Origin of the sequence: Aquimarina algiphila, assembly GCF_007489275.1 — a bacterium.
Lineage (GTDB): Bacteria > Bacteroidota > Bacteroidia > Flavobacteriales > Flavobacteriaceae > Aquimarina > Aquimarina algiphila.
Map to the genome: position 1 here is coordinate 1 of NZ_VLNR01000006.1, position 26739 is coordinate 26739.

Consider the following 26739-nt stretch of genomic DNA (forward strand, 5'->3'; position numbering starts at 1 on the left):
GATTTAAAAATAGAATCTTATCAAAGATCACAGCAATGACCATTATTCAATATATCAATAGGTTTGAATTCAACAGAAATATAAACAACCTAAAAATTAATATTAACTAAATGCACAACGGGTTAATATATTCAATGATAAACGATTTGTTAATACAAAATATAGAAAAGAACATACAACTTTCTAAAACAGATTCGGAGCAACTATGCGGTTATTTTAAACAAAAAGTAATTTCGAAAAAAGAGTTTTTATTGACTCAAGGTAGTATTTGTAAGTTTGAAGGTTTTGTATTGGAAGGTTGTTTTAGGGTTTTTATAATAGACAATAAAGGAAATGAAAATATATTATATTTTGCGATTAAAGATTGGTGGTTAATGGATATAGATAGTTTTATGAATCAGAAACCATCTCAATTAAATATACAGGCGTTAGAAGACAGTAAGGTACTGCTTATTAACCGAAAAGATAAATCAACACTTTATAATTCAATACCTGCGGCTGAGAAGCTCTTCCGTATTATGTCTCAAAAAGCCATAGTAGCATGGCAACGTCGTTTAATTCGCAACCATTGTCAAACAGCGAAAGAACGGTACTATCATTTCATAGATACTTACCCTCAGATAGTATCGAAACTCACGGATAAGCAAATTGCCAGCTATTTGGGTATAACCCATGAGTTTTTAAGTAAAATTAAAAAACCCTGAAAAGTCTCATAATTTTTTTATCAAGTTGAACAAGTTCAACTATTTTTTCAACATAGTTTATAATTTTTGTAACACGAAATTAGAAAACAGAATTATGAACTTACTGAAATCTTTCAAAATTTGTGTAATTATGTTTACACTAATAATACTCTCAAACAATACATATGCGCAAATCACCAAAGACATTAAGCATGATGAAGCTCTTTCAGTACTTTTAGCTGCTAAGAAAATGGCAGAAAAATCGAACATATTAGTAAATATTGCGGTAGTTGACGCTGGTGCCAATCTAAAAGCTTTTATAAGAATGGATGAATCATTTATTGGAAGTATTGATGTAGCCATAAAAAAAGCCAAAACCGCACGATATTTTAATATTGATACTGGAAAATTAGGAGAATTGACACAACCAGGAGGCATAATATACAACATAGAACATTCTAATGGTGGTTTGATTACATTTCCTGGTGGAATACCAATTAAAAACAAAGACGGAAAAATTATTGGAGCCATAGGTGTAAGTGGCGGCACCATTGATCAAGATAGAGCTATTGCTACTGCTGGCGCAGCATCAGTTATAGAATAATAATATATTAAATTCAAAAAGATAAAACCATGAGCAATATAAAAAAAGGAATCTTCGCGATAGCATTGGTTGTATCTCAAATTTGTTTGGCACAAATATCTGATGAATTGATGCTTTACAGACAGGATTTTAAGGACATATCTGGTAATAATACAGTTTCTGTAACAAGCTATAAAAAAGATAGCTTTCATTTTGTATTTGCTGGAGGTGCTGGAAATATAGATATATATGAGTTAGATAAAGAAGGCAAACTAACTCATATAAATAATCATGAACTTTACAAGAGCAAGGGACCAGCTAGAGGTATGGTTGCTGATAATATTAATGGTACAGACTTTCTATTTGTTGCTAATAAACACGGAAACGTTATTGAAACCTTTAAAATTTTAAGCAATGGTTCTCTTAAGCGCGTTGCTTTAGTAGAAGATACAGATGAAACACATCTTGGTACTGCTATTACGCTTCAAATCATTCACATGAAAAACGCTTCATATTTATTTGTTGGTGGTTTAGAAGAAACTCCTGGATTAAGCTCTTTTAAAATTGAATCTGATGGAAAACTAACTCATGTACAATCCATGAAAGATGATGAAACCATTCATACCGACGGTATCATTGGTATGTTTACGCATAAAATAAACGGAAAAACCTTTTTATATACTGGTGGCTTTCAGGATAATGGGGTAAGTAGTTTTAGGATATATGAAAATGGTGAGTTTAAGAATATTAATAGTATAAGTGATAATACAGAAGACAGGTATTTAACTGGAGCATACCCTGTAACAGGTGTGGCTTTAGGAGCCAATAATTATGTGATTGTTGGTCATCGACATCATAAATATTATAAAAGAAGTAATTTTATAAAAAGACCAGATTTTGTCTACCATGGTGATGGAGTGAGTGTTTTTAAAGTCAACAAAAAAGGTGCTTTGATTCCCCACTTCGTTTTGAAAGACGACGAAACGACAAAGTTACAGGGGCAAACAAGAATCGAAGTAGTTTCAACAACTAGTAGTGAAGCTATTTTGGCAGTGGGTACCAGAGATGATGCCAGTATTCAATTGTGTAAACTCAGCGAAGATGGAATACTGACTCCCATAAATTATCTAGAAACTGGATTTTCTATTTATTATGGTTTAAGGTCTCACAAAATTGAAGAAAACAATTTTCTTATCGCGGGGTCTTTCAGGTTTGATTTGAAAAAGATAGCTACTTATAAAGTCTCTCCTAAAATCGATAGAGAAGGAAAGGTGTTGAGGCATATGGTTAACTTTAAATACAAGGAGACTGCGACGAAACAACAGGTACAGGAAGCGGTTGATACTTTTATCAATCTTAAAAATGAAATCCCTGAAATCGCAGAGATGGAATGGGGTGTCAATGATAGTGAGGAAGGACATAGTAAAGGTTTGACGCATTGTTTTACTCTAACATTTAATGATGAACATGCCAGAGAAGTTTACCTCTTTCATAAAGCACATTTAGATTTAGTTAGTAAAATAGGGGCAATCATTGCTGACGTATTAGTGTTAGATTATTGGACAAAATAATAATGAGCTATTTATAATATAACTCATTCAAAACGATAAAAAATGGAGGACTTAAAAAATAGAAAGGCAATTATAACGGGAGGTAGCAGAGGGCTAGGAAAAGCAACTGCAATAGCACTTGCTAAAGAAAGTGTTGACGTCGCTGTAACTGGTAGAAATGAAAAAGCGTTGAAAGAAACCGTTTCTGAATTAGAGGCATTTGGAGTTAAAGCTATTTATTCAGTATTCGATATCAGTAATTATGAAGAAGTTAAAAGCTGTATAAAGAGTATTGTTGATGCTTTAGGTTCTGTTGATATTTTAGTTAATAACGCTGGAATTGCTGCTATTGGGTCTTTTAATGAAATGGAAGTAAGTCAATGGCATCAAATTATTCAAACCAATGTAATGGGGATGTATTATGTTACTAAAGAAGTCTTGCCGTATCTAATCGATAAGAATGAGGGAGATATTATTAATGTCTCTTCTACTGCAGGTTTAAATGGAAATGCCAATATATCTGCTTATTCAGCCTCAAAGTTTGCTGTGATAGGAATGTCTGACTCCTTAATGAAGGAAGTTCGAAAAAATAATATAAGAGTTAACACATTAACTCCAAGTACCATAGAATCTGATATGACTATTGAGTTAGGTATTGCAAATAAGGGCTCTCAGGATAGTGTTTTACAACCAGAAGATTTTGCAGAATTAATAGTCGCAGGTTTAAAACTGCCAAGAAGAGCAATGCTTAAAAGTGCAGCACTATGGTCCACAAATCCATAATTCTAATTAAGGTGATAGAAATAGAAGGTTTCTCGATAAATTAAAAGAAATACGGCAAAATCGTATAAAACTAAGAGCTTTGGGGTATAATAAAACAAGATCGCTTCTTAACAGAAAGCTTCATTCATGAACTTCATAAATTAATATGAAAAGAATATAAAAATTTTAGTTACATCAAAATGTAATTAATCAAAAGTATAAACTGATCAATATTAACATGTTTTAGTAATCATTTATCATTTTTTTTTTAAACTTAATAATTAGGCAATTCTAAATTGAAAAAATTATCTTTAGAAAGTATTTTTTAGTTATACCGACTCTTTACATAAACAATTTTAAAATGAGCCTATCCAAAGTCACTTTTATCAATTCTGAGGGTCAAACACTATCTGGTCGTTTAGAGCTTCCTGTAGATCAACATCCTCACAATTTTGTATTATTTGCACATTGCTTTACTTGTAATAAAAATCTGGGCGCTGTAAGAAATATTAGTAGAGGACTTACTTCTCAAGGATTTGGTGTACTTAGATTTGATTTTACAGGACTTGGGGAAAGTGAAGGAGATTTTGCAGACACTAATTTCTCTGGAAATGTAGAGGATCTTATTGCAGCCGCAGACTTTCTCAAAAAAGAATATAAAGCCCCTACTCTTATTGTTGGGCATTCACTTGGTGGAGCTGCTTCTATTTTTGCTGCAGTTGCAATTGATTCTATAAAAGCGGTAGCAACAGTTGGAGCCCCTTCAAACCCAAAACATGTAAAACATTTATTAAAAAGTGGCTTAGAAGAGATCGAAGCAAATGGTAAGGCTGTCGTAAACTTAAGCGGTCGCGATTTTACTATTAAAAAACAATTTATTGATGACCTGGAAACCAAATCATTACCCCAAGTTGCTAAAGGTTTAGATAAAGCTATTCTTGTGATGCATTCTCCTCAAGATATCACCGTAGGAATAAAAAATGCAGAAGAAATATATCACGCAGCAAAGCATCCTAAAAGCTTTGTTACTTTGGATGGTGCGGATCATTTACTAATGCGAAAAGAAGATTCTATCTATGTCGGGAAAGTAATTGCCGGGTGGTCTTCTCGATATGTAGACATTCCCGAAAAATCAAAAATTAAAAGTCAGCATCATGTTGTTGCAAGTTTGGGTAATGCCGAAGGATATACTACCCAGATGAAAGTAGGGAATCACTATATGATTGCAGATGAACCAGAAAGTGTTGGAGGTCATGATTTTGGGCCCTCTCCTTATGAACTTGTATCCGCAGGTTTATCTGCATGTACAGCTATGACCATAAAAATGTATGTTGCCAGAAAAGGTTGGGATCTCCAAAATGTAGAAGTACACACCAGCTATAGTAAGACGCATGCTGTAGATTGTGAAAATTGTGAAGATCCTATGGCAAAGATTGACACTTTTGAGAGAGAAATCAAATTAGAGGGTGATCTTGATGAAAAACAAATAGCAAGAATCTTACAAATTGCAGATAAATGTCCTGTACATAAAACATTACATAGTGAAACGCAAGTAATAACAAATTTGATACCCTAATCCTTATCAAGGTATCTAAATTTAATTATTGTTTAAAATAGAAAATACAGTATTCTAACATGGTATTAATTTAGGGTTATATGATTCTGAGGCCAAAACATCTTATACTGTGATTTTAAACCGATCAAGAATCATTATTTTAGGTTAAAAAGATGCAGAGTATAAAGACCACATATCTTTCATTTCAACATTGTAGTTAATTTTAAGAATATCAATCTGATATAAAGAGATACAGAAACAGAAAACTATAATGTTGGGTTGAAACGAGCAAAAGACACTAACGAATTTGCCCCGCTACCAATTAGAGTATTCACATTATTAAAATGAATAACGAAGTATATACTAGAGAGACATAAACCCAGAAAATTATTTAAGTAAACTAATAGAAGTACAGAAAGAATTCATAAATCTTCAAATGATAGAAGGTTTAGAAAATTAATTTATATCGAACCAAAATAAGCAACACACAACAATTTATATAATTCATTTCCTCTCTTTGGAAATAAACTACTATATAACATATTAACAATAATAGCCGTACTCTAATCCTTACTAAAGTAGATTTGGCTATCATTTTCATAGATTTGGAAAAGTAAATGAAACTATATAAAATCACCTTTGTATCATAATTCAAAACTAAAGAATAATGAACACAAAAAAAGTATGGTTTATTACAGGCACATCTAAGGGCTTAGGATTAATATTAGTAAAAAAGTTATTAGAGAACGGATTTAATGTTGCTGCAACTTCTAGAAATAAACAAGCTCTAATAAGTAAAATTGGTAAAGAAAATGAACATTTTCTGCCTATTGAAATGGACCTCACTCAAAGTAAAAATGTAAAAAAAGGTATTGAAGATACAATTGATCATTTTGGTCAAATAGATGTTGTAGTCAATAATGCTGGTTATAGCCAAATAGGGACATTAGAAGAGCTTACAGAAGAAGAAGTAAGAAATAATTTTAATGTAAACGTCTTTGGTTCAATAAATGTAATTCGTAATGTGGCACAATATCTTCGTAGGCAACAATTTGGGCATATTTTTAATATAGCATCAATTGGTGGTTATGTTGGCAACTTTGCAGGGTTTGGTATTTATTGTTCTACAAAATTTGCAGTAGCTGGTTTTACCGAAGCACTTGCAGAAGAAATGAAACCCTTTGGTATTAATACTACTTTACTTTATCCCGGATATTTTAGAACGAACTTTTTATCAGAAGGATCTATTCAAAGACCATCTAACCCAATTTTAGAATATACATCAGCTCGCGAAATAGAACAAGCCCACTTAAACGACATAAACGGAAATCAACCCAATGACCCTGAAAAAGCTACAGACGTCCTTATCGCTTTAAGTGAACAAGAAAAACCTCCTGTTCATTTTTTTATGGGGGAAGACGCATATCATTATGCTAATCTAAAAATTGAAGCTATTCAAAAAGCAATGAAAGAGCATCAAAATTTAGGAATATCTACTGGATTTGAAGATTGAGTTATGTGAAAAAATAAAGAATACTCAGGGATAAAGATTTCTCTATCGATGAGAATTTAAAAATAAAACCCTATACAAACAAAGATGATTTTGCGAAAAGAAAACTGATTACTAAATTTCAAAAATGAACAATATGTATCAATTTAAAACCATAAGTGAGTTTCATAAATATAGTAATTTACCTGCTCCAGAACACCCTCTAATTAGTCTGATTAATTACAGTAAAGTGAAGTATCCAACAGATACTGAAGAAATTAAATGGACACAAAATTTTTATTCAATTGGTTTAAAACGAAATGTGAGTGAAAAGTTTAATTATGGTCAACAAAAATACGATTTTGATGAAGGTGTTTTAGCCTTTGTTTCGCCACAACAAATTCTTACAATTGAAATAAATCAAAATGCAACAGTAAATGCATCTGGGTGGTTATTACTTATTCATCCAGATTTTTTATGGGGCACACCATTAGTAAAGACTATTAAGAACTATGATTTCTTTGGTTACGCTGTTAATGAAGCACTTTTTCTATCCAAAAAAGAAGAAAATATTATTGTAGACATATTGGAAAATATACAAAGAGAATATCAATCTAATATTGATAAATTTAGCGAAAGTATTATCATTTCTCAGATTGAATTATTACTCAACTATGCAGAACGTTATTATGAACGTCAGTTTATTACTCGAAAAATCACAAATCATCAAATTCTCATAAAATTAGAGGAAACACTAAATAAATGTTTCAATGAAGAAAATACTTCTACTAAAGGAATTCCCAAGGTTGCAGAAATTGCCAAAAACCTAAACCTTTCGCCTAACTATTTAAGTACTATATTAAAGATAATTACCGGACAAAGTACGCAGCAGCATATTCACAATAAACTAATTAGTAAAGCAAAAGAAAAACTTTCTACAACCGAATTAAGCATTAGTGAAATTGCATATGAATTGGGTTTTGAACATCCTGCATCATTTAGTAAACTATTTAAGAATAAAACAAAAATTTCTCCCTTAACATTTAGGCAATCTTTTAATTAAAAAAATAAAAAAATAAAAAACCGCTATTTCTATTGAGAATTAGCGGTTCTTAAAATATTCGTTTTTTATGTATTCAGACTATTATTTCCTGATAAGCCTTTTGGTTTCTATTACCTTACCATTCTCATCACTAATTGAAAGCAAATAAATTCCCGAATGATTAACTTTAGGAGTTATCGTAACACTTTCATTCTTTGACCCGGATGAAATTCCTTCTTTATGCACTACCTTACCTTGTAAGGTATAAATAATTACAGTATAGTTACTATTAGATTTTGATAATGATGCTGAAATATCGATAGTATTAACAAATGGATTAGGATGAATATTAAAAGCTTCTTTTTGATTTAAAGGTATATTAGCGATCTCTAAAGATCTGGCACTATTTGTTGTGTATTCTACGATCAATTTTGCAGCCTTATTCGCACCTCCTTCATAAGAATCTGCTACTCTTTTTGCAGATGTACTGGTTAAGCTATTTCCTTTACCTCTAATAATAAAACTTACATTATTACCTGATACCCAGCTGGTGTTATTGACTAAACTTTGTACCATACTTTTCAGATTAGGAGAACGCTGAGCACTTCCATTTTGATTACTTGACCAAGATTGTGGATTCCAGGTAACTTTTTCAGAAAAAACACTTCTTCCGGAGACGTTATTTGATGAAGAGAATCCTGGCGAATTACCACTATTATGTAAAGATATCTCTAAAGATGCACTTGCACTATTGCTTTCATCTGCTGTAAACTGAAGATACGCGTTGGTTATTATAGCATTCTTAGGAATTCCCACAGATTGAAAACGTAAACCTATTTTCTGATATCCATTATTATTATAACTATCATAAACCATTTCGAGATCGCTACTATTAGCATATATAGTACCATTTTCACCTTCCTCTACATCATCACTTCCATTACTAATAGCAACTTCTACACTTCCTGTTTGTCCTCCTCCTGTATTTGTTTCTGTGAAGGTTGCTGTAACAGTTTTATTAGTATTCATAGTTAGACTAGCTGGGTTTGCTGATCCCGATAATGCTCCACTCCATCCATCAAATTGCCATCCAGATGCCGGAGTTGCAGTAACAGTAGCCGAACTTCCATCATTATATGTTCCAGCACCGCTTACAGAACCTTGTCCTGTGGTATTTGTAGTTAACGTATATGTTGTACTTGATGTATTTCTTGTATAGTTTGCATATACTGAGTATCTATAATTGCTTTGAGCTCCACTTCCGTAACTGGATGGCATATTACCTCCACTTGAAGACCAACTGGTTCCATCAGCTTGATATCTTCCAGGGCTGCCTGATACATAAGCCACACCAGGATTCGCAGAAAAAATCCAAGCTAACCATATAGTATCTCCGCTATCTACATTAACAGGGTTTTCTAATGCTATCGTTTGCCATCCTCTGGTGGATCTTATTGATGTAATAGCAGTTTGCCCTATCCTATTACCCGGAGCTCCATTATTATCTGCATAAACTCCTAATTGGGTATTTCCTGTACCTCCTTCAATATGTATAGCAATACTTTGCAGTATCCCATTTTCTGATAAGGTATACGGCATTGCTCTTCGTGTTGAATGAGTAGAATTACTAGTTCCTACTGTTGTAATACCTACAGTAAATAAAGCTGTAGAACCATCTAACGTTGTTACACTCTCTGTAGTACTAAATCCAGAAACGTTACCTGCCGCATCTTTTGCCTTAATTTTAAAAGCATATGAAGTATTAGGAGATAACCCTGTAACATTATATGTTGTCGTACTAGTAGTTCCTATTTTTGTATTATCTTGATATATATCATATCCAGAAACTGCTACATTATCTGTAGAAGCATTCCAATCTAAAGAAGCCGTATTTGATGTTACATTTAATGATGTTAAGTTAGTTGGAGTTGATGGAGCTTCAGTATCTGGAGTGGTTACCGTAGCATTAATAGTTACTACACTTCCATTAGATGGATTCCAAATATCCAGATTACTTGGTATTGTAAACACATTATTATTAGATACCGAACCTACTTGTGATGCATTATCTACTTTAATAGTCCTTGTTTCAATTTTATTTTCATCCACAAAGATCCATTTAAACTGATTAAATCTAGCAGAATTACGAGTCCAGCTTTTATTATCATTATTAGATCGCAATGGTGCTCCCCAGCAACCTTCTCCTGCATATACGGTCCCATTGGTATCATCTCTTACAAATCCTTCATCATTTCCCGACCCTGTAGTTGGTCTTAATGGCCATGTAGTTTTTACAGTATGAGCATCACATTCTATAACTAGTTTTACTCCTTTGTCATAAAAAAGATTTGCCCAGTTACTATATTGACTATTCCCTTCTCTCTTGGAAGAAACATGTGGTCTCATTGGTTTATGATATTGAGCCATTTTCCAAACTGTATTGGGATTTGCATTTAAATCATTTCGCAACCATGTTGTTTGGCTTCCTGAAATCGAAATTTCAGTATTCAGTGTATAAGTTCTTACCAAATTTTGACCAAAAGTAATTGCATAATATACATTTGAAGAAGGTACATCAAAAAGGTTATAGACACTATTATTACTATCTTCGTGATTTCCTCTTGTAGCCACAATTGGAAACATTCTATTGTCACTTGCAATTGTTAGTTGCCAATCATCGAACCATTCTCTCCATTCTGATGAACTATCTCCATTAGTCATATCACCACCAAATAGTACAGCATGTGGTTTTAATTTTGCAACCAGACTATTTGCATTTCTACGTGGTGTTCTATTATTACGAGAATCTCCTCCTGCAATAAAAGATAATCTACTATTATCTGATGGTGCCGTTTTAAACCAAAAACGTTGGCTAGTTCCCTGACTATCTCTTATAACAAAATAATATGCCGTATTAGGAGTCAAGCCTGTAAGACGGGCAAAATTATTATTCATTCCCTTATAGGAAACGGTTCTATCGGGAGTCTTAGAATTGGGATAGCTGTTGTAATTGGTTCCAAAATCGGTTGTCCCATAATACACTGTGGGGCTACTCCCAGAGGTCTGATCCCATCCTATAACAATAGAAGTGGCTGGGTTACCTCTTAATGTTAATCGATATTTACCGTTGGACGCTTGTGCTTGTAATCCCATAAGAATCACAAACAAAAAATAGAGCTTTTTCATTTTTTTGTGTTTAAGTTAGTTGTATAGAAGGTATTGGTTTTTTAAAATCAGATTTGTTTTTCATAAAATACTTTTTATGAGATATTGATTATTTAAAGCTATTATAATCGAATCGTTATGTTTTTTACAATTAGGTATTGAATATTTTTAGGAGTTTGCATCTAATCATTTCACACATTAGATATACCAAGATTATGAGCTGTTATTTACCCATATTTATCATTTATAGAATTCAATTGTAAACATGATTTTATTGCAATTAGAAAGCAGATTTTTTTCATGATCGTAGTACATCAGGTTTTAAGGAATTCAAATTTAAAAAATTGGCCAGCAGCAAATTACCACACATAAATTCTTAATGTATCCTTAAATCATTTAACGTAAGTTTTCACAAAGCATAACATTGAATTTAGATCCAATTAACATTGCTTATTTTTTTGTTCTGAAATCTGCCTTATGTTTATATTCGACATAAGCATTATAAATACTACTGGAGTGAAGTGGTGGTGAGTTTTCATGATTTGGTTTGAGGTTTGTGTTTAAGAGTTTATTTTTTTCAAAATTAGTTACTTCTTACAATTTAAATATAGGCTTTTGTCAATTATAAACTTGATATTAATCAATGAAATCAAAACAATATTTTTTGAGATTTTAAGTTGGCAAATGTCTTATTCTTTTAAAAAAGTAAAAAACTCACGACATGACAACTAATAAAAAAGAAAGGTCATCGCATACGATGACCTTTCCTCAATTACTCTATAAATCGGTTATTGCTTAATAAAACGTTTTATTGTTTCGCTTCCCGAATTTTGAATTTTAAGCATATACATGCCTGCACCCAAGCGGTCCACGTTTATAAAACCGTTATTATTAATCTTTCCTTCTCCAACTACTTGTCCCATTAAGTTAACTATAGAATACGAAGTGTCTGAGATTGTTTTACCAGGAATAAATACTCGAAGTACATCCCCTTTATTTAACGGATTTGGAAAAACAGCTATACTTGATAAAACATCTTCATCTTCGTCTCCTATGATTGGAGTATTTCCTCCAAATCCAGAAGTTGCTATTTCTGCTAATGATCCACCACAAGATCCTTCATAAATTTTCACATTAGAGAATATTGAACTATTTCTAGAACCAGCATCATTATCGTTGATAAACACTAATCTATCCATTGCACCTGTATAGAAATCTCCTACCGGAATAACATATGTTCTGGTTCCACTAGTATAGTTATCAAAGTTCGTTACTCCATAATTTTGAGTACCATGAACTTTAAAATATTGAGTTTGTGTTAAGGTATTGTCATTTTCGAAACCAATTCCGTGAATTTCACCTTGAGCTGCACTACTAAATTCAAATTCTATGACAGTATTTGTAGTTACCGTATAATTAAGAGGAATATACTTCCAGGTATTATTTTGAATAGATAATCCAGCACCTCCATTTACAATAGAGAAATTACCAGCAGAATCTTGATTAGAAAAAGGAGTGATTTGGAAATCATTAAAGTCTAATGTAGTACATCCAGTTGGAGGGTTGACTGTTCCATTTTGAATACTTACAGCATCAATTGTAATATCTCCTTGCCAGCTATTACCAGTTACTGCATTAAATCTAAGTTGTACGCTAGCCTCTCCTGCATACGCAGAAAGATCAATATCGGCAGCATTCCAGTCTGTTCCCTGAGCTCCAGTTCGGGTAAATACACTAGTCCAATTTCCTGTATTATTAGTTCTTGCTTCCACTGTAAAAGTACCAACTGCACTACCTATCATATGATATTGAAATGTAAGGCTAGGTGAAGTCAAACTACTAAAATTTAAACATGGTGAATTAAGAATTGCTCTTTTATTAGGGAATCCTGCTCCAGTAACTGATGCTTCTACATAAAGATAGAAATTACCATCGATTGCACTTCCTGGGCCGGTTCCGTTTGAAGGTGTTCCTCCAGAATCTCTGGTCCAGTCAAGATCATCTCCAGAAGTGGCTTGTTTCCATTCTCCTAAATTAGTTTCAAAACTTTCACTAAATGGAAATGATGCCACATCACCAGAACAATTTCCTGTTCCTGGTCCTGGTCCCGGATCATCGCAAGGGTTTACAAAAGAAACCGTTTGATCTGTTTGACCATTAGATCCCCCATTATTATTTTCGTTCGCATCTTGTCCTACTCCACGTTCTGCAAAAGCTTTCCATATCAAACAGTTATATTTTCCCGCATATAAATCTTGATCAGCCTGAAGAATTCCGTCACGTCCAGAAACAAATCCTGGATTATTCGCCGTGTTTTTCAATCCTTCTATTACAAGTGCCATTGCTATGTTATTACCTCCTGTACCATTATAGAAATCAGCATCAAAACCTTCGGCATCAATTAATGCCCAAGTCATATCCCATAAAATTGTTGCAAAAGCATACCCAACTCCGTGTGGTCTTGCTAATCCACCAATATCTGCATAATCTGTATCATTAATAGATCTATTTGTAGAATACCTTGTTGGACGAATTCCTGCTCCATCAATAGGTTGTCCTAATACATAAGGACCAACACCTCTTCCATCGGTACCGGTGTCTCCAGCTTTCATTGTTAACATTAATCCAAACCAATCAGACCATCCTTCTCCCATTTGCTCAGAACCTCCTAGTGCATTAGTATTACGTCCTCCTACAAGTCTGGTTGAAATACCATGTCCATATTCGTGAGCAATAATAATGTTATCAAAACTTCCATCTCTACCTGGGCTTGTTCTATTCCAAAGAAACATCTGCATTCTTGGATTGCTTCCATCTCCTGGTGTTGCAAAGTTGGCATTATTAGTACCACTACCATCTTGTGCATCTGCATTTACAGAATCACTTCCTGATCCACCATTACCATAATTATTTTCCTGGAAATTACCACTAGCTTCATCAAAACCATATTGATACCACACATCGTGCATGATATTATTCCAATAAAACAAATTAGTTATTGATGCATCTCTATATGAGCTAGGTTGCTGATTTAGATTAACTGGGAAACTAAAATCTAGACTACCGCCTCCGCTTGGAGAAAATCCTGTTCCATTGTTTCCATTACTATCATCCTGTGCCCAAACATTATTACCTCTTGTAATAGTAAACTCAGCTCCTGAGCTTCCATTGGTATCATGCCAGCCAAAAGGTGATGCTGTAGTATTAGCCGGATTTGTTTCAATAGTACGATTTCCTTCATCGGGACTTGCCAAAGGCATCGCATATACATTATATGAATCTGGTGCTAAAGCGGCAGTTGGCGCTTCTGCAACGGTAGCTACTTCTTTATTAAAAAGCACTGAATTATTATGATTGTGAGAAGTATTATCAGGAGTATCAAAATTACATTTGATCACCCAATTTTCCTCATATATGATGCTCCCTGAACTTGCATCTACATAACTATTCCACCAATTTTGACCACTTTTTTCGTATAAACTCACATTCCAACAAAGTTTAAGTTGATCGTTGTGTAATTTATATACTTGTTGTACTTTGATAGCTTCACCTTCCATAGTGATTCCAGAATCTTTGAATTCATAAATTTCTGATCCTCCAGACTTGCTATTTACCGTTTTTGAAAGCCTCTGAGCAGAAGGTAAATTATGCGCCCTAATAACCGCATTTATAGCTGCTATTTCATTAGAAGATGCTTTAGCAGAAGTTATCTTGGATGTTACATCTTTTATAAATTGATCGATCTGATAAGTAATTTGACCATTTTCAATAGATAATTTAAAAGTACCATCGACAATTGGAATATTGTTGTGAAGCTGATTTACATATACATGTTTTAATCCAGGTTTTAATGAAGTTGCTTCACTAGTAATTCTCCATTCTGAATAATCGTTAATTGAAGAAGAGCTTTTTGACGTCGTAGTCTTAAAATCTTCAAAGTGACTTCGAACTATTGCATCTGAATTCTGTGCAAGAATTGTTTGCCCTACCAAAAATAATAGAATGGCAAACGAGTAGACTTTTTTCATAAAAAATAAGTTTTGAGTTTGTGATATCTAAAATTAACGATTTTTAGAATGTTTATGATTATACTTAACAATAGTGTATTAAATTACCATAAATTAACACTTATATTGAACTATTTTTACACATATTGTTAAAATACAACATTCAAGAGACGACATTTCTGTTAACCTTTATAAACATTGACACTCTAATTAAAAATGTTTTAAGAAAAAATTATAAAAGAAATCCAAAAGAATAAAAATGCCTTTTTTGCATTACGGTAAACATGTCGAAATTAATTTTGTTTTTTTTATAACTAACGTTAGTTATCTTAACAAAAAGACAAATTTTGATTAACAAAATTCTTCAAAGTCTAAACAGGTTATTCCTAAATTATGATTTATGACTAATTCAAGTTACTTTTATTAAAATTAAAACAATGAAAATCAAGACGTTTGAAACCTCTCTTCAATCTAGTCATAGTATTATAGTCCCAGATCAGATAGCAAATCATTATTTAAATAAAGGTTATAAAAGAGTAGTTGTTGAAATTGTTTTCAAAGAAAAATCGGTGCAATTTCACGCAGCATTGCAAAAAATAAAAGAAAGGTATCATATCACTTTTAACAAACAAAATCAGAAAAAATTAGGTATTTTTCCTTCTGATTATTTTACTGTACGATTATTAGAAGATACTTCTAAATATGGTGTAGAAATACCAGAAGAGTTCGAAGCAGTATTGCAAAGTGATCCAGAAGCTCTGCAGATTTTTGACACCCTTACTGCTGGTAAAAAACGAAGTATAATCTATTATATTTTAAAAATAAGAAACACTCAAAATCGTATCGACAAAGCACTTATCATTACAGAAAACTTAAAACTAGGAATTAGAGATCATAAAGAATTAATAAAAAGACTATAACGCACTGAATGATATTTCTATTTTATAATGATATCATACCAATCCATTTATTATTAATTTTCACAATAGTTACACTATGCATAAAACGTTTAACATATAAGCATTTTACGCTATCTTATACACCTATAACAAAATTCTATATATAATCTTTGTCATAAACTAAAACTGCATTATATTACGTTAACAAAATAAATACAAATCATAAAACTATGAAAACCCTAAAATTAGCAGTACTTACTTTTTTATCTATAGCTGTATTTAGCTGTAAAGGAGAAAAGAAAGAGGCTACGGATCAGGAAGATACTACAGAAACGGTAGAGACTGTAGAAAAGAAAGAAGAGGATAAGACTATTACTCTATCATTTGCTCTTGAACCAAAAAGTGACAGTAAAGTTTCTGGCAAAGTTACTTTTACTGAATCTGAAGGTATGGTAAATATGGTTGCAGATTTAACTGGATTAAGTGAAGGAGAACATGCTATTCATATTCATGAAAAAGCAGATTGTTCTTCTCCAGATGGTAAATCTACAGGTGGTCACTGGAATCCTACAATGGAACCTCATGGTAAATGGGGAGTAAAAGAAGGATATCATAAAGGTGACATAGGAAATTTTAAAGCAGATGCCGATGGCACCGGAAGTATTACTTTTGCAACCAACGAATGGTGTATCGGTTGTGATGATGACAAAAAGAACATTGTTGGGAAAGCAATTATTGTACATCAAGGGACCGATGATTTTACCTCACAGCCTTCAGGTGCTGCTGGTAGTCGAGTAAGTTGCGGTGGTATCATACAATAAATTACTAAAAAAGACAAAAAAGAGGTTGCTATATAACAACCTCTTTTTTGTTTTAAATTAATGAAAACAGTACCTTCGATACTTCTTGTAGATCAACAGAATGCAACCCACAGAACTTATTATAGCGTTACAGAATAAAAATCAAGCTGCGTTTAAACGTATTTATGATATGTATTCTCAAAATGTCTATGGTATTATTTATAATATTGTTAGAGATGAAGCTCTGTCTGAAGAAGTATTACAAGATGTATTTATTAAAATATGGAATAGTGCTCATACTTATTCTGAGAAAAAAGGACGGTTTTTTACCTGGATTCTTAATATAGCGCGTAATTCGGCTATTGATAAAACCAGATCAAAGAGCTTTAAAAATACATCACAAAACCTAACAACCGATTATTTCGTAGATATATTAGAAGACAAAACTAATTTTAACAGTAAAATAGATAGCATAGGAATCAAAAAGTACATTGCTGCACTAGAGCCTCTGTGTAAAAAAGTAATTGATCTGTTATTTTTTAAAGGATTTACACAGAAAGAGACTGCTGAAGAATTGGAAATTCCTTTAGGTACGGTAAAAACAAGGAATAGAATTTGTATTGATAAACTAAAACAAATATTGGAAGTATAACAACTCATGGATATTAAAGCTTACATAGCATCTGGTATTTTAGAACTATACGTCTACGGTTCACTCTCTGAAAAAGAGAATACCGAAGTATACAAGGTGTTACAAGAATATCCTGAAGCTGTTAAAGAAGTAGAACGTATTGAAAATGCTTTACAACAATTATCAGCCGCAAAAGCTCCTGAAGATATAGAATCATTATACACTAAGGTACAAGAACAAATCCAATCTAATAATAATGTAATACCAATTACTCGTAAACGTACTAATCTGCCTGCTTACATTGGATGGGCAGCTTGTATTGCGCTATTAATTGGACTATTTATTCAATTTAACAAAAATCAAAAATTACAAAAGCAACTTGTCACGAATCAGATTGAACAAACATTACTTGAAGGAAAAATCAATATTGCAGAAGAAGACCTTTCTAAAGCCAAGTCTTTATTAAAAATATTGAGAAATAAAGATCTCATACAAGTTCCGTTAAAAGCCCAACAAGTTGATCCTACCGCTTATGCTGCTGTTTATTGGGATAAAAATAAACAAACAGCTTATATTGATGTAGCTGGTCTTCCTACACCCCCTCCTGGAAAAGTGTATCAGGTATGGTCATTAAAACTTGACCCATTAACACCTACCAGTATGGGAGTATTGGATACGTTTAATGAGGATGATACTAAAATCTTTATACTAGCGAATCCTAATAAATCTGAAGCGTTTGGAATAACCCTAGAACCAGAAGGTGGTAGTGAATCTCCTACTTTAGAACAACTATACACCTTAGGAGTTGTAGAGTCCTAGAAGAATTAATGAAAATCAGATTAAAATAGTCATACTAACGTTAATGAGTTTCTATTTTTATCGGTTTCTTTCCTAATTGATAGCTATCGAGAATTTCTTTAACTTCTTTTTTTGTCAATATTTTTATTTCGGTTTTTTTAACCGTTTCTTCTTCAGACATCATTGATCTCATTAAAACTAACTTAAAAGCTTCTTTCCTTTTTTCTACCTGATCATCTCCTTTATTTTTTAAAACAAAATTTTTATATGATTCAGCCATAGCTAACCAAACCTCAATCTCATTATCAGGGTTTTGATCTCTCTTAAAATTAGTAATTGTCTCATCGAGAGATATAGGATATACTTCTAAAAAAGTGTCATGAATTGTTCTAATATGATCTAATTGTTTATCTGTCAATGATTCATTTACAATAGGACCGGGCGTTAATTTCTCTACTTCGATTTCCTGATAATCAGAATTTTCCTTTTTTGTTTCCTGACAGGAAACAATAGTAATAATAATTATCAATAGAAATATATAGTTTTTCATAATGTGAGTTTGACCTAGATAAATGTATTATACACACCTATTTACATTTGTTTTTCTAAATAAGTTGTAATATCCACAGATATACAAAGGTAATTTAAATATAAAAACAAGAAAAGCTTGTCTGCGCCCCTGCAGATAAGCTTTTCTAAACATCAAAAAACAAACATCAAATTAGTTCTATTGTACTGGTTTCAGTTATTTTTTAAAACCTAAGTAAGTGTAATTAAAAACTATATGTTATTCTAGCTTCAAAAGTAAATGGAGTATCAGGCGTAAAATAAATTCCTTCTGTTTCAGCTTCTAATTCACCGGTTAACCTAGATGCACCGGCCAACCTTGGATCATTGTATGTTCCTCCAAATATATTTTCTACACCAATACCAAAATCGAAGTTTTTCCAGGTATAATTAATTTCTGCATCAGCAACTAAATACTCTTGATTTATATCATAATTAGTGGTAAGCCCATCTTGAAAATATCTATACATTATTTTTCCAGAGAAATTTTTATAATTCTCAACACCTATACCTCCTTCGGCAACAAACTCATCATTAAATTGTGTATTATCTCCTTCGTTGAATGATTCTTTACCCCCAAATACATATCCAATATCGGTATCCAGATATAACCAATCATTAACTTGATATCTACTACTAAAATCTAACCCAGTATTTTTGTTTTTCCCATTAAATACTGCGATCTCCTCATCTTCAATATATTCAAACTCTTGATCAAAATTAAGATACCACAATGTTGTATTTAAAGAAATCCTAGAGGACAATTGCCAATCCATCCCTATATCCAACGCATAAATGCTATTTATTTTTTTTTCTTTCATATTAACAACTGCATCTTGATCAATATTACTTTTAATTCCTATTATTGACTTTATGAAAAAATTAAGGTCATCATTCTTTTTATATAGGATACTTAATCCAGGAATAAGTAAAGATTGAAAAGAGGCTTGACTCTCAAAATCTTCATCAATATTTCTAAAATAATCTATCTGTACCTCGGGTACTACTTCAAATATTCCAAAATCCATTCCTGTATAATTGATAGTACTTGCTTTATATTGAAGCGTACCTGTATTTAATATTTTCATCAACGAATTTGTTGTTAAAGTAGATATACTGGATTGATACTCTATTACTTTGGGTAATTTATCTAGACCTAAAGAAAAATTTTCCTCCACCCAAGTCTTGGTTCCTTTTTCAACTCTACTATCTTGAGATTGATACTGCGCATGAGTACTCCAATAACATATCAGTATCAATATGAATATAAGATGTCTCATACTCTTTTATAATTCTAAAATCTTTTGAGATAGTACAGGTCCTAATTCATAATTGCTTTCTATCAATTCTTTCTTTATTGGATTGATTTCATCTAGCAATTTATTTGCCTTATAAATCTGAGCAACTTGATAATTAGCCTCTGGCTCAAACGTTTTATCGACAACATATTCTTTTGCGATTTTTAATGCTTGTTCATGATTTCCTATGAGATTAAGAATATTTGCTTTTAGAATATAGGATTGAGGAGTCGGACGATTGGAAATCTCTTTCTCTGCAATTTGTAGGGCTATATCATACTCTTGATATTCTTCTGCTAAAAGTAAAGCGGTATATGTATTATACATATCTCCATACCGCTGATCATTAATTGCTTCAAAATAAGCTTTTAGATTTTGTTCTTTATCCTCTTTATTTCCTTGGTATTCTGCAATTTCTGCTTTTAATAAAAAGTAGTCAGGACTTTGATGCGTTTCTGCAATTGCTTCAATGATTTTTAAAGCTTCTTCTGGATTATATTCATAAGAATATACAATCCATGCAATTCCTTTTTTGGCATAGCTATTTGATGGGTCAATCTGTAATGCCTTTAAATAATGTTCATATGAATCCCGAATTCTCCCGGCATGACCATAATAATCAGCAAGATTTGTATATGACCACAACATTAACCCTTCCTTCTTACTAGATTCAGCGATCGTTTTGGCCTTTTCCATATTACGTATTGTAGCATCCAGGTTACCTTGATAATCATTCCATTTTGTTAATCGAATTAAAAAATTATAATCGCTTTGATCGACAATACCTTCTAAATGTTTTTTTGATTTATCGTACTCCCCTAGTTCCATATAAATATCAAAAAGCACCATTTTTGAAGCCTTATTAGGGTTTAACATATACGCTCCTTCTGCAGCAGTTTTAGCTTCTCTAAATCGATGTTGAGAAATATAATTACGAGCCAAAGCCAAAAGGTATCCTTCTTTTTTTATAGCAGCTATTTCTACTGATTTAGTCAGTATTTGTTCTGCTTGCTTGAGATATTTAATATTTCCTGTTGTTTGAAACAAATTTGAGTACACTTGTGCTGCTTTTCCCATAGCCGAAATCTGCATACTATCTTTTTTGATTTTAGTATTCCAGAATTTAAGTTGCACCAAAGCATCTTTCTGCACTTGATTTTCTTTTTTTTGGAGATACGCTACATAATCTTTTGAATTGGTAACAGTATTTTCTGATTTTTGACATGAAATGATAATAGTACCCATTATCAACACACAGATAAGGTTTATGATTTTCATCTTGATATTTTTTTAGTCTTTTAATATTGATTTCTATTTTGCTTTTTTATAGAGAGCGGAGTTATTTTTTACTATTAATCTTTTAGTAAAATTCTTGACTCCGCTCGTAATGGTAAGTAGGAACCATTCTATATACTATATTCCGTGGGGTGCCTCTAAATAAGGAAATGCATCTAATGGTGTTTCACCTGCTGCACTCACACCATCGGTAACCAAAATAGGCAGATCTGGCGTACCATCATTATTGATGTCCTGACCATTAAATCGGTCTCCGGTTTGTCCACCAAATAATAGAATTAAAGAAACATCAATCACATCATCTGTTAACGTTCTTCCCGTAAGCACATTAGTCCCATCAAAATAAGTAGTTGGCGCATCGGGTGCTACCTGAAGTACATCTGAAGCTAATACAGTTGTAAGTGTAGTAATGTCTAAATTAAGAATATTATTCTCATATGTTGCCCCAAAAGCTGAATGTAAACCTGCCAATTGAGTTTCAAATAAAGATTGAAAAGCCGCTCCTTGTTCTGAAGGTATAGTAACATTAAAGTTATTTTCAATATCAGGCGTCGCACTGAATACGGTATTAATACCAGGTCTTCCCATTTGATCTTCCTGAGCAAAAGTTCCTGAAAAATCTAAAGTTGGTTCTACAATTATAATACCTTCATCATCATTGTTACAACTCGTTAGTCCTATCACTAATAAAAGGGTTGCTGTTATACATTTTATACTATTTATTTTCATCACTTTGTGTTTTAAAAATTTCTAATTATTGTTTTCTTTTAGCTTCTACCCATGTATTAAACACTTGAATTCCAGTTCCTGCTGGATGACTAAACGTTCCTCCCAAAAGAGCATTTGGTACTTCTACCACTATGGATAAAATATTAGTTCCATCAAAATCATCATTCCCAGGGTTATTAAATCCGTTAGGAGCCATTCCTCCAATAATTGCGTTAAACTGACTTGAATCAAAAAAGAAAGGATCTTCTCGTAATCCTGCGAAGTACGAAATTCCGTTAGCAGAGGAGCTAATAGCATTTGCCCCTGTACTAATCTCTACTTGCCCTAAATACTGAGCTTCTTCATTAATAGTACTATTTAGCCCGGTAACAGACGGTCTATATGGGCCAAAGAAATACATTGTACCATTTCTTGGTATCGCTTGTATGATTAGGTCTTCAACCAAATCTCCATCGTTGTCAATGTTTATTTCTACCAATATATTTTCATCAAATTCTGCTGTACTTCCTGGAGCCAATAACCCTTGTACATTAGCCACCAAAACGGTATTGTCAGAATTCGCTCCTTCAAAAGCGTAAAAATCTGTGATATCTGCAGTAGTCCCACCTACCGCTGGAGCATCTAAATGATCAGCTGCCATTAATACTATCCCTATAGAAAGGAGACCGCCAATGATAAATAATTTTGTTTTTTTAATGCGATTCATTTTTTTAATTTTAAAAGTTTACGCCCATACATACGAGAATATGTAAAGCTTGGTTTTTTTATCTTTGTTAAACATTTGTTAACAGAAATAAAGTTTTGACTGAATATGAGGTAAACAAGCAGAAACAAAGCAATAAAACACTATTTAATAAGTCATTACACATGACAGATTAAGGCAATTTCAATTCTATCCATGCGTTTTATAACCTATCAAAATAGAATTTTATTAAAATAAAACTAACTTTGTAACAAACCTTACTCGATGAACCCTTCAACTTCTGGTTGGATAGAAAAATTTTTAAGGAATTTCAATGATCATTATAATTCATCTCCATGGTCATTTGATCAATTATATTCTGATTTAAGACAAGTGGGTTTTATTTATGGGACTTCTATTGACACCTTGATTTCAAATGATACTGACATTATATATTCTGAAGAAGAGAAGACAAAATTGAATTTATTTACTGCATTAGTAGTAACTTATTATGATACTATTGAAAATGCAGATAAAAAGGGGTTTATTGAAGCATTAGTTCAGTTTTATAACTTTCTGGATACTAAAAAATCGATTTTTTCTTTTGGAAATATGCTTACTTCTAATAAAAGTGAAAAGTTAGAAAAGATTATACACACACGAATACAAACTAACGAATCTATTTTTAAGAAGAACTTTAGTCACTTACTTACTAATGCTTTATTATTTATTGATGTATTAGCTTTTGATTATTTCCTGATACACGATAAGAATCCATTTGAATATGCTGCACAATTAGAAGAAACGTTAACCAACACTGTTTTTCTGGCCTTGAATTCTAAACAAGAGCAAGATGATTATGATAAAATGTTGGTGAAATTGTTTGCTTCGTCAGTTCGATACACTAATATTTCAACAGAAGAGGAGGCTAGCTTTGACTATATAGAACTTGATCCTTATACTGATGAAATCGAAAAAAAATATATTGTTGACCTCACCAGTCTTGCCGTTTGGAATGATAGAGAGATCGATAGAGGTGAGCAGAGTTTTTTATCTGCGCTTGGAGCTGAGCTTCAATTACCAAATACAATAATCAAAGAATCAATAAGTTTGGTTCAGGTTTTTATAAATACTCATAAGGAACATATTTCATTTTTTAACTACTCACACCCTGCTTTACATTTCTATCAACAGACTTCTAGAACGGTTAGTGTATTGGTATTAAGGAATAAAAAACGTTTGATTAAGGAAATTACAGAAAGTAAAGATCTTATGATTTTGCTGGGTCAGTCGACGGTACGTGATTTATCTAAAGAAGAAAAACAACAGGTAAAGAAACAGCTATTGGATATTTGCAAAACTATCCCATCATTAGCTATTTTTATTCTTCCCGGTGGTAGTCTTTTATTACCTTTATTGGTCAAGTTCATCCCTCAATTATTACCTTCTGCTTTTAATGAGAACAAATAATTGACTATACCTCTAATTTTTCAAGTTCTTTATAATTCTTTTTTAACCTACGTGTTAAAATCCCATAAACAACCCTATAAAATAGTATAATAAATCCAACAAAAACAGCAATAATAAATATTGTTGTAGCTACAACTAACCATATTGGTGCCTGCTCCTCTATTGATCTATTTTGAAATTCGTCTGTAAAGAAAACCATATATGCCATAGTTGCAAGTATAGTCAATGTAAAAAATCCAATATTAACCCAGATATATTGCTTAACTGTTCTTCTTGTTTTAATAATATTCTCCATCAAAACTCTAGTAGAATCTGTTGCCTTAATCTTTTTATAATTTAAATAAAAACGTGTTATAAAGTATATCAAAATACAATAAGAAGCGATTGAAGCTATCAAAGAAAAAGACCCCATGTCTACTTTTTCTACTTTAGCTTGCATTCCATTTAATTTAAAAATGATATCCAAAGAAGCCCATAATAAAAATTCTAAAATACTGATGATAAAAATCCATCTTACAATTGAAGAAGATTTTTTCAAGATCATCTGATAAATTTCAGTATAAGACAATTTTGGAAGTCCATGCTCCCGACTCTTCCAGTCTTTCTTTAATAATTCTAATTCATCCATGGGGTTACGGATTTAATATTTTTTTCAACTTCGTTTTTACTCTATTCATCTTTACTCGGGCATTTACTTCGCTAATACCCATTGTATCAGCTATTTCTCTATATGACTTATCTTCCAGATATAAAAAGACCAAAGCTTTTTCAATATCATTTAATTGTTTTACAGCAGCATACATCAATTTTAACTGTTGTTCTACCTCATCATCATAATCTTCTGCTTTTATTTTAAAATTCATCGTATCAAGATCAGCAGTCTTAATACTTCGTTTAGATCTTCGATATAAAGTAATCGCAGTATTAAGTGCTACTCTATACATCCATGTACTAAATTTTGCATCTCCTCTAAACTTAGGATAAGCTTTCCATAGTTGAATGGTTATCTCTTGAAACAAATCATTATGTGAATCCTGATCACTCGTATATATACGACACACCTTGTGCACAATATTCTGATTTTGCTCAAGATTGGTTACAAAACTATGTTCTAATTCTTTATTCACTTCGGCTAGTTACATCTTATATGTAGTCAAGAAAACATTTATGTTACATAAAAATAAATAATATCATAATTTTAGTTACAAAAATCAACATTTGATAGGGTATATAACTTTATCATTTTATCTTTGTAAAACAACACAAGATAGTATGAATATCCCTTACACTAATTTACCCAGATTAGTAATTATTGGCGGTGGTTTTGCCGGAGTTGCATTGGCAAGAAATATGATAAAAGAAGATGTCCAATTAGTCTTATTAGACAGACATAACTACCACACTTTTCAACCTTTACTTTATCAGGTATCTACATCTTCATTAGAACCAGATTCTATTGCTTATCCACTTCGTAAAATTGTAAAAAAAGGTAAAAATACTTTTTTTAGAATGGCAGAAGTTATGTCTATAGACCCTAAAACTCAACACGTAAATACTAATATCGGTAATATATCATATGATTATCTTGTAATTGCAACAGGTGCTAGAACAAACTTCTTTGGTAATACAACCATAGAAAGTAATGCCATGCGCATGAAAAACTTACCGCAAGCGCTTAATTTGCGAAGTTTAATGCTTGAAAATCTTGAACAAGCGGTTATTACTACAGATACCGAAAAGAGGAAAGAATTATTAAGTTTTGTATTGGCCGGAGCAGGTCCTACTGGAGTTGAGTTAGCAGGAGGAATTGCAGAACTAAAACTGAATGTCCTACCCAAAGATTATCCTGATATGGACTTTGACGATATGGAAATTCATTTAATAGAAGGCGCTTCCCGTATCTTACCTCCTATGAGTGAAAATGCTTCAGAAAAAGCCACAAAATTCTTAGAAAAAATAGGAGTACATATTCATACAAACACTCAGGTACAAAACTACGAGAACAATCTTGTAACCACCAATACAGATCTTTCTCTAAAAACCGCAACCTTTATTTGGTCTGCCGGAGTAACAGGAGCTCCTGTATCTGGTATAAATGCTGAATCTCTAATTCCAAGGGCTAACCGTTATAAAGTAAATGAGTATAATCAAATCGATGGGTATGATACTATTTTTGCCATTGGAGATATCTCTGTAATGGAAACCGAAGGTTACCCTAAAGGGCATCCTATGGTGGCTCAACCGGCTATTCAACAGGGAAAACACCTGGCGAAAAACTTAAAACGTCACTTAAAAAACAAACCCATGATTCCTTTCAAATATTTTGATAAAGGATCTATGGCTACTATTGGCCGCAATAAAGCGGTAGTAGATCTTGGAAAATTTAGATTTGGTGGTTTCTTCGCATGGTTTATCTGGATGTTTATTCATTTATGGTTTTTGGTAGGATTTAGAAATCGTTTTGTTACTTTTTTTAATTGGGTATACAACTATATTAATTATGACAAAGCGGCTCGACTTATTGTAAGGCCTTTTAAGAATAAGGATTATACAAGAGAGAGTGTATAACTCTTGTTACCTACATCTGGTTTCTAAAAGAGTAAATGGATTTATCCAAAGATTTATCCATCTCTAACAGAAAGTGATCATCATTATTTTTAGCTCTTTCTCTAATCCTTTCTTTATTAGAGAAAGTCATTTTTTGACTATCTATAAAATATGCTAAAACAATTA

General features: G+C 32.3%; 22 protein-coding genes and 1 pseudogene. 14 read left to right on the top strand and 9 right to left on the bottom strand.

The genetic code is table 11. The features are described from left to right. The 8 genes and pseudogenes from FOF46_RS32470 to FOF46_RS04030 form a co-directional block, all read left to right on the top strand. Positions 1-110: pseudogene (locus FOF46_RS32470) on the top strand (IS982 family transposase); the annotation flags it as partial. After that, entirely contained in the window at positions 111-704 is a 594-nt protein-coding gene (locus FOF46_RS04000; protein WP_407933694.1) for a Crp/Fnr family transcriptional regulator, read from the top strand. A gap of 130 nt (positions 705-834) precedes the next feature. Further along, positions 835-1287 carry a GlcG/HbpS family heme-binding protein gene (locus tag FOF46_RS04005; protein WP_244299564.1) on the top strand — a complete coding sequence of 151 codons (453 nt, stop codon included), beginning with the start codon at positions 835-837 and terminating at the stop codon, positions 1285-1287. Between the two features lie 29 nt (positions 1288-1316). Then, on the top strand, positions 1317-2837 hold the full coding sequence (locus tag FOF46_RS04010; protein ID WP_143915540.1) for a Dabb family protein: 1521 nt from the start codon (positions 1317-1319) through the stop codon (positions 2835-2837). 42 nt (positions 2838-2879) lie between these two features. Next, positions 2880-3599: a 3-ketoacyl-ACP reductase gene (locus FOF46_RS04015; RefSeq protein WP_143915541.1), complete on the top strand. Its 720-nt coding sequence runs from the start codon at positions 2880-2882 to the stop codon at positions 3597-3599. A gap of 340 nt (positions 3600-3939) precedes the next feature. Further along, positions 3940-5154 carry a bifunctional alpha/beta hydrolase/OsmC family protein gene (locus FOF46_RS04020; protein ID WP_143915542.1) on the top strand — a complete coding sequence of 405 codons (1215 nt, stop codon included), beginning with the start codon at positions 3940-3942 and terminating at the stop codon, positions 5152-5154. 646 nt (positions 5155-5800) lie between these two features. Continuing rightward, positions 5801-6646, top strand: coding sequence for an SDR family oxidoreductase (locus FOF46_RS04025; RefSeq protein WP_143915543.1), 846 nt, complete (start codon positions 5801-5803; stop codon positions 6644-6646). A gap of 133 nt (positions 6647-6779) precedes the next feature. Then, entirely contained in the window at positions 6780-7685 is a 906-nt protein-coding gene (locus tag FOF46_RS04030; protein ID WP_407933695.1) for a helix-turn-helix domain-containing protein, read from the top strand. Between the two features lie 81 nt (positions 7686-7766). On the opposite strand, the gene FOF46_RS04035 is transcribed toward FOF46_RS04030, so the two are convergent. Continuing rightward, positions 7767-10850, bottom strand: coding sequence for an InlB B-repeat-containing protein (locus FOF46_RS04035; protein ID WP_143915545.1), 3084 nt, complete (start codon positions 10848-10850; stop codon positions 7767-7769). A gap of 767 nt (positions 10851-11617) precedes the next feature. Further along, positions 11618-14857, bottom strand: coding sequence for a M36 family metallopeptidase (locus FOF46_RS04040; RefSeq protein ID WP_143915546.1), 3240 nt, complete (start codon positions 14855-14857; stop codon positions 11618-11620). Positions 14858-15273: 416 nt separating this feature from the next. Between FOF46_RS04040 and FOF46_RS04045 the strand changes: the two genes are divergently transcribed. The 4 genes from FOF46_RS04045 to FOF46_RS04060 all read left to right on the top strand — a co-directional run bounded on the left by FOF46_RS04045 (position 15274) and on the right by FOF46_RS04060 (position 17985). Further along, complete coding sequence (locus tag FOF46_RS04045; RefSeq protein ID WP_143915547.1) at positions 15274-15756, top strand: YdeI/OmpD-associated family protein; 483 nt, start codon at positions 15274-15276, stop codon at positions 15754-15756. A 209-nt stretch (positions 15757-15965) separates the two neighbouring features. After that, the gene (locus tag FOF46_RS04050; RefSeq protein WP_109434595.1) at positions 15966-16556 is read left to right on the top strand and encodes a superoxide dismutase family protein; all 591 of its coding nucleotides are present in this window, start codon (positions 15966-15968) and stop codon (positions 16554-16556) included. A gap of 100 nt (positions 16557-16656) precedes the next feature. Further along, a complete protein-coding gene (locus tag FOF46_RS04055) occupies positions 16657-17187 on the top strand; it encodes an RNA polymerase sigma factor (RefSeq protein WP_109434594.1) in 531 nt (176 codons plus the stop codon). 6 nt (positions 17188-17193) lie between these two features. Continuing rightward, a complete protein-coding gene (locus FOF46_RS04060; protein ID WP_109434593.1) occupies positions 17194-17985 on the top strand; it encodes an anti-sigma factor in 792 nt (263 codons plus the stop codon). Between the two features lie 40 nt (positions 17986-18025). Here the strand turns inward: FOF46_RS04060 and FOF46_RS04065 are convergent, their stop codons facing one another. The 5 genes from FOF46_RS04065 to FOF46_RS32915 form a co-directional block, all read right to left on the bottom strand. Next, the gene (locus FOF46_RS04065) at positions 18026-18514 is read right to left on the bottom strand and encodes a hypothetical protein (RefSeq protein WP_143915548.1); all 489 of its coding nucleotides are present in this window, start codon (positions 18512-18514) and stop codon (positions 18026-18028) included. A 223-nt stretch (positions 18515-18737) separates the two neighbouring features. Further along, entirely contained in the window at positions 18738-19811 is a 1074-nt protein-coding gene (locus FOF46_RS04070; protein ID WP_143915549.1) for a porin family protein, read from the bottom strand. A gap of 6 nt (positions 19812-19817) precedes the next feature. After that, positions 19818-21107: a tetratricopeptide repeat protein gene (locus FOF46_RS04075; RefSeq protein ID WP_143915550.1), complete on the bottom strand. Its 1290-nt coding sequence runs from the start codon at positions 21105-21107 to the stop codon at positions 19818-19820. Between the two features lie 135 nt (positions 21108-21242). After that, positions 21243-21854 carry a DUF4331 family protein gene (locus FOF46_RS32910; RefSeq protein WP_143915551.1) on the bottom strand — a complete coding sequence of 204 codons (612 nt, stop codon included), beginning with the start codon at positions 21852-21854 and terminating at the stop codon, positions 21243-21245. Between the two features lie 25 nt (positions 21855-21879). Next, a complete protein-coding gene (locus FOF46_RS32915; RefSeq protein ID WP_143915609.1) occupies positions 21880-22551 on the bottom strand; it encodes a DUF4331 family protein in 672 nt (223 codons plus the stop codon). A gap of 270 nt (positions 22552-22821) precedes the next feature. Here FOF46_RS32915 and FOF46_RS04090 point away from each other — a divergent pair, with 270 nt between their 5' ends. After that, positions 22822-24006: an LETM1-related biofilm-associated protein gene (locus FOF46_RS04090; protein ID WP_109434588.1), complete on the top strand. Its 1185-nt coding sequence runs from the start codon at positions 22822-22824 to the stop codon at positions 24004-24006. A 4-nt stretch (positions 24007-24010) separates the two neighbouring features. Here FOF46_RS04090 and FOF46_RS04095 read toward each other — a convergent pair whose 3' ends face one another. Together FOF46_RS04095 and FOF46_RS04100 are read right to left on the bottom strand one after the other, a co-directional pair. Next, positions 24011-24634 carry a hypothetical protein gene (locus tag FOF46_RS04095; protein WP_109434587.1) on the bottom strand — a complete coding sequence of 208 codons (624 nt, stop codon included), beginning with the start codon at positions 24632-24634 and terminating at the stop codon, positions 24011-24013. A gap of 4 nt (positions 24635-24638) precedes the next feature. After that, positions 24639-25133 (bottom strand): RNA polymerase sigma factor, encoded by a 495-nt coding sequence (locus tag FOF46_RS04100; RefSeq protein ID WP_109434586.1) that lies wholly within the window; start codon positions 25131-25133, stop codon positions 24639-24641. 145 nt (positions 25134-25278) lie between these two features. Between FOF46_RS04100 and FOF46_RS04105 the strand changes: the two genes are divergently transcribed. Continuing rightward, positions 25279-26574, top strand: a complete 1296-nt coding sequence (locus FOF46_RS04105) for an NAD(P)/FAD-dependent oxidoreductase (protein ID WP_109434585.1) — start codon at positions 25279-25281, stop codon at positions 26572-26574. Positions 26575-26739: the final 165 nt, after the last annotated feature.

Coding starts and splice junctions, on each gene's coding strand:
- FOF46_RS04000 (WP_407933694.1), top strand. CDS start 111: ATGCACAACGGGTTAATATATTCAATGATAAACGATTTGTTAATACAA.
- FOF46_RS04005 (WP_244299564.1), top strand. CDS start 835: ATGTTTACACTAATAATACTCTCAAACAATACATATGCGCAAATCACC.
- FOF46_RS04010 (WP_143915540.1), top strand. CDS start 1,317: ATGAGCAATATAAAAAAAGGAATCTTCGCGATAGCATTGGTTGTATCT.
- FOF46_RS04015 (WP_143915541.1), top strand. CDS start 2,880: ATGGAGGACTTAAAAAATAGAAAGGCAATTATAACGGGAGGTAGCAGA.
- FOF46_RS04020 (WP_143915542.1), top strand. CDS start 3,940: ATGAGCCTATCCAAAGTCACTTTTATCAATTCTGAGGGTCAAACACTA.
- FOF46_RS04025 (WP_143915543.1), top strand. CDS start 5,801: ATGAACACAAAAAAAGTATGGTTTATTACAGGCACATCTAAGGGCTTA.
- FOF46_RS04030 (WP_407933695.1), top strand. CDS start 6,780: ATGTATCAATTTAAAACCATAAGTGAGTTTCATAAATATAGTAATTTA.
- FOF46_RS04035 (WP_143915545.1), bottom strand. CDS start 10,850: ATGAAAAAGCTCTATTTTTTGTTTGTGATTCTTATGGGATTACAAGCA.
- FOF46_RS04040 (WP_143915546.1), bottom strand. CDS start 14,857: ATGAAAAAAGTCTACTCGTTTGCCATTCTATTATTTTTGGTAGGGCAA.
- FOF46_RS04045 (WP_143915547.1), top strand. CDS start 15,274: ATGAAAATCAAGACGTTTGAAACCTCTCTTCAATCTAGTCATAGTATT.
- FOF46_RS04050 (WP_109434595.1), top strand. CDS start 15,966: ATGAAAACCCTAAAATTAGCAGTACTTACTTTTTTATCTATAGCTGTA.
- FOF46_RS04055 (WP_109434594.1), top strand. CDS start 16,657: ATGCAACCCACAGAACTTATTATAGCGTTACAGAATAAAAATCAAGCT.
- FOF46_RS04060 (WP_109434593.1), top strand. CDS start 17,194: ATGGATATTAAAGCTTACATAGCATCTGGTATTTTAGAACTATACGTC.
- FOF46_RS04065 (WP_143915548.1), bottom strand. CDS start 18,514: ATGAAAAACTATATATTTCTATTGATAATTATTATTACTATTGTTTCC.
- FOF46_RS04070 (WP_143915549.1), bottom strand. CDS start 19,811: ATGAGACATCTTATATTCATATTGATACTGATATGTTATTGGAGTACT.
- FOF46_RS04075 (WP_143915550.1), bottom strand. CDS start 21,107: ATGAAAATCATAAACCTTATCTGTGTGTTGATAATGGGTACTATTATC.
- FOF46_RS32910 (WP_143915551.1), bottom strand. CDS start 21,854: ATGAAAATAAATAGTATAAAATGTATAACAGCAACCCTTTTATTAGTG.
- FOF46_RS04090 (WP_109434588.1), top strand. CDS start 22,822: ATGAACCCTTCAACTTCTGGTTGGATAGAAAAATTTTTAAGGAATTTC.
- FOF46_RS04095 (WP_109434587.1), bottom strand. CDS start 24,634: ATGGATGAATTAGAATTATTAAAGAAAGACTGGAAGAGTCGGGAGCAT.
- FOF46_RS04105 (WP_109434585.1), top strand. CDS start 25,279: ATGAATATCCCTTACACTAATTTACCCAGATTAGTAATTATTGGCGGT.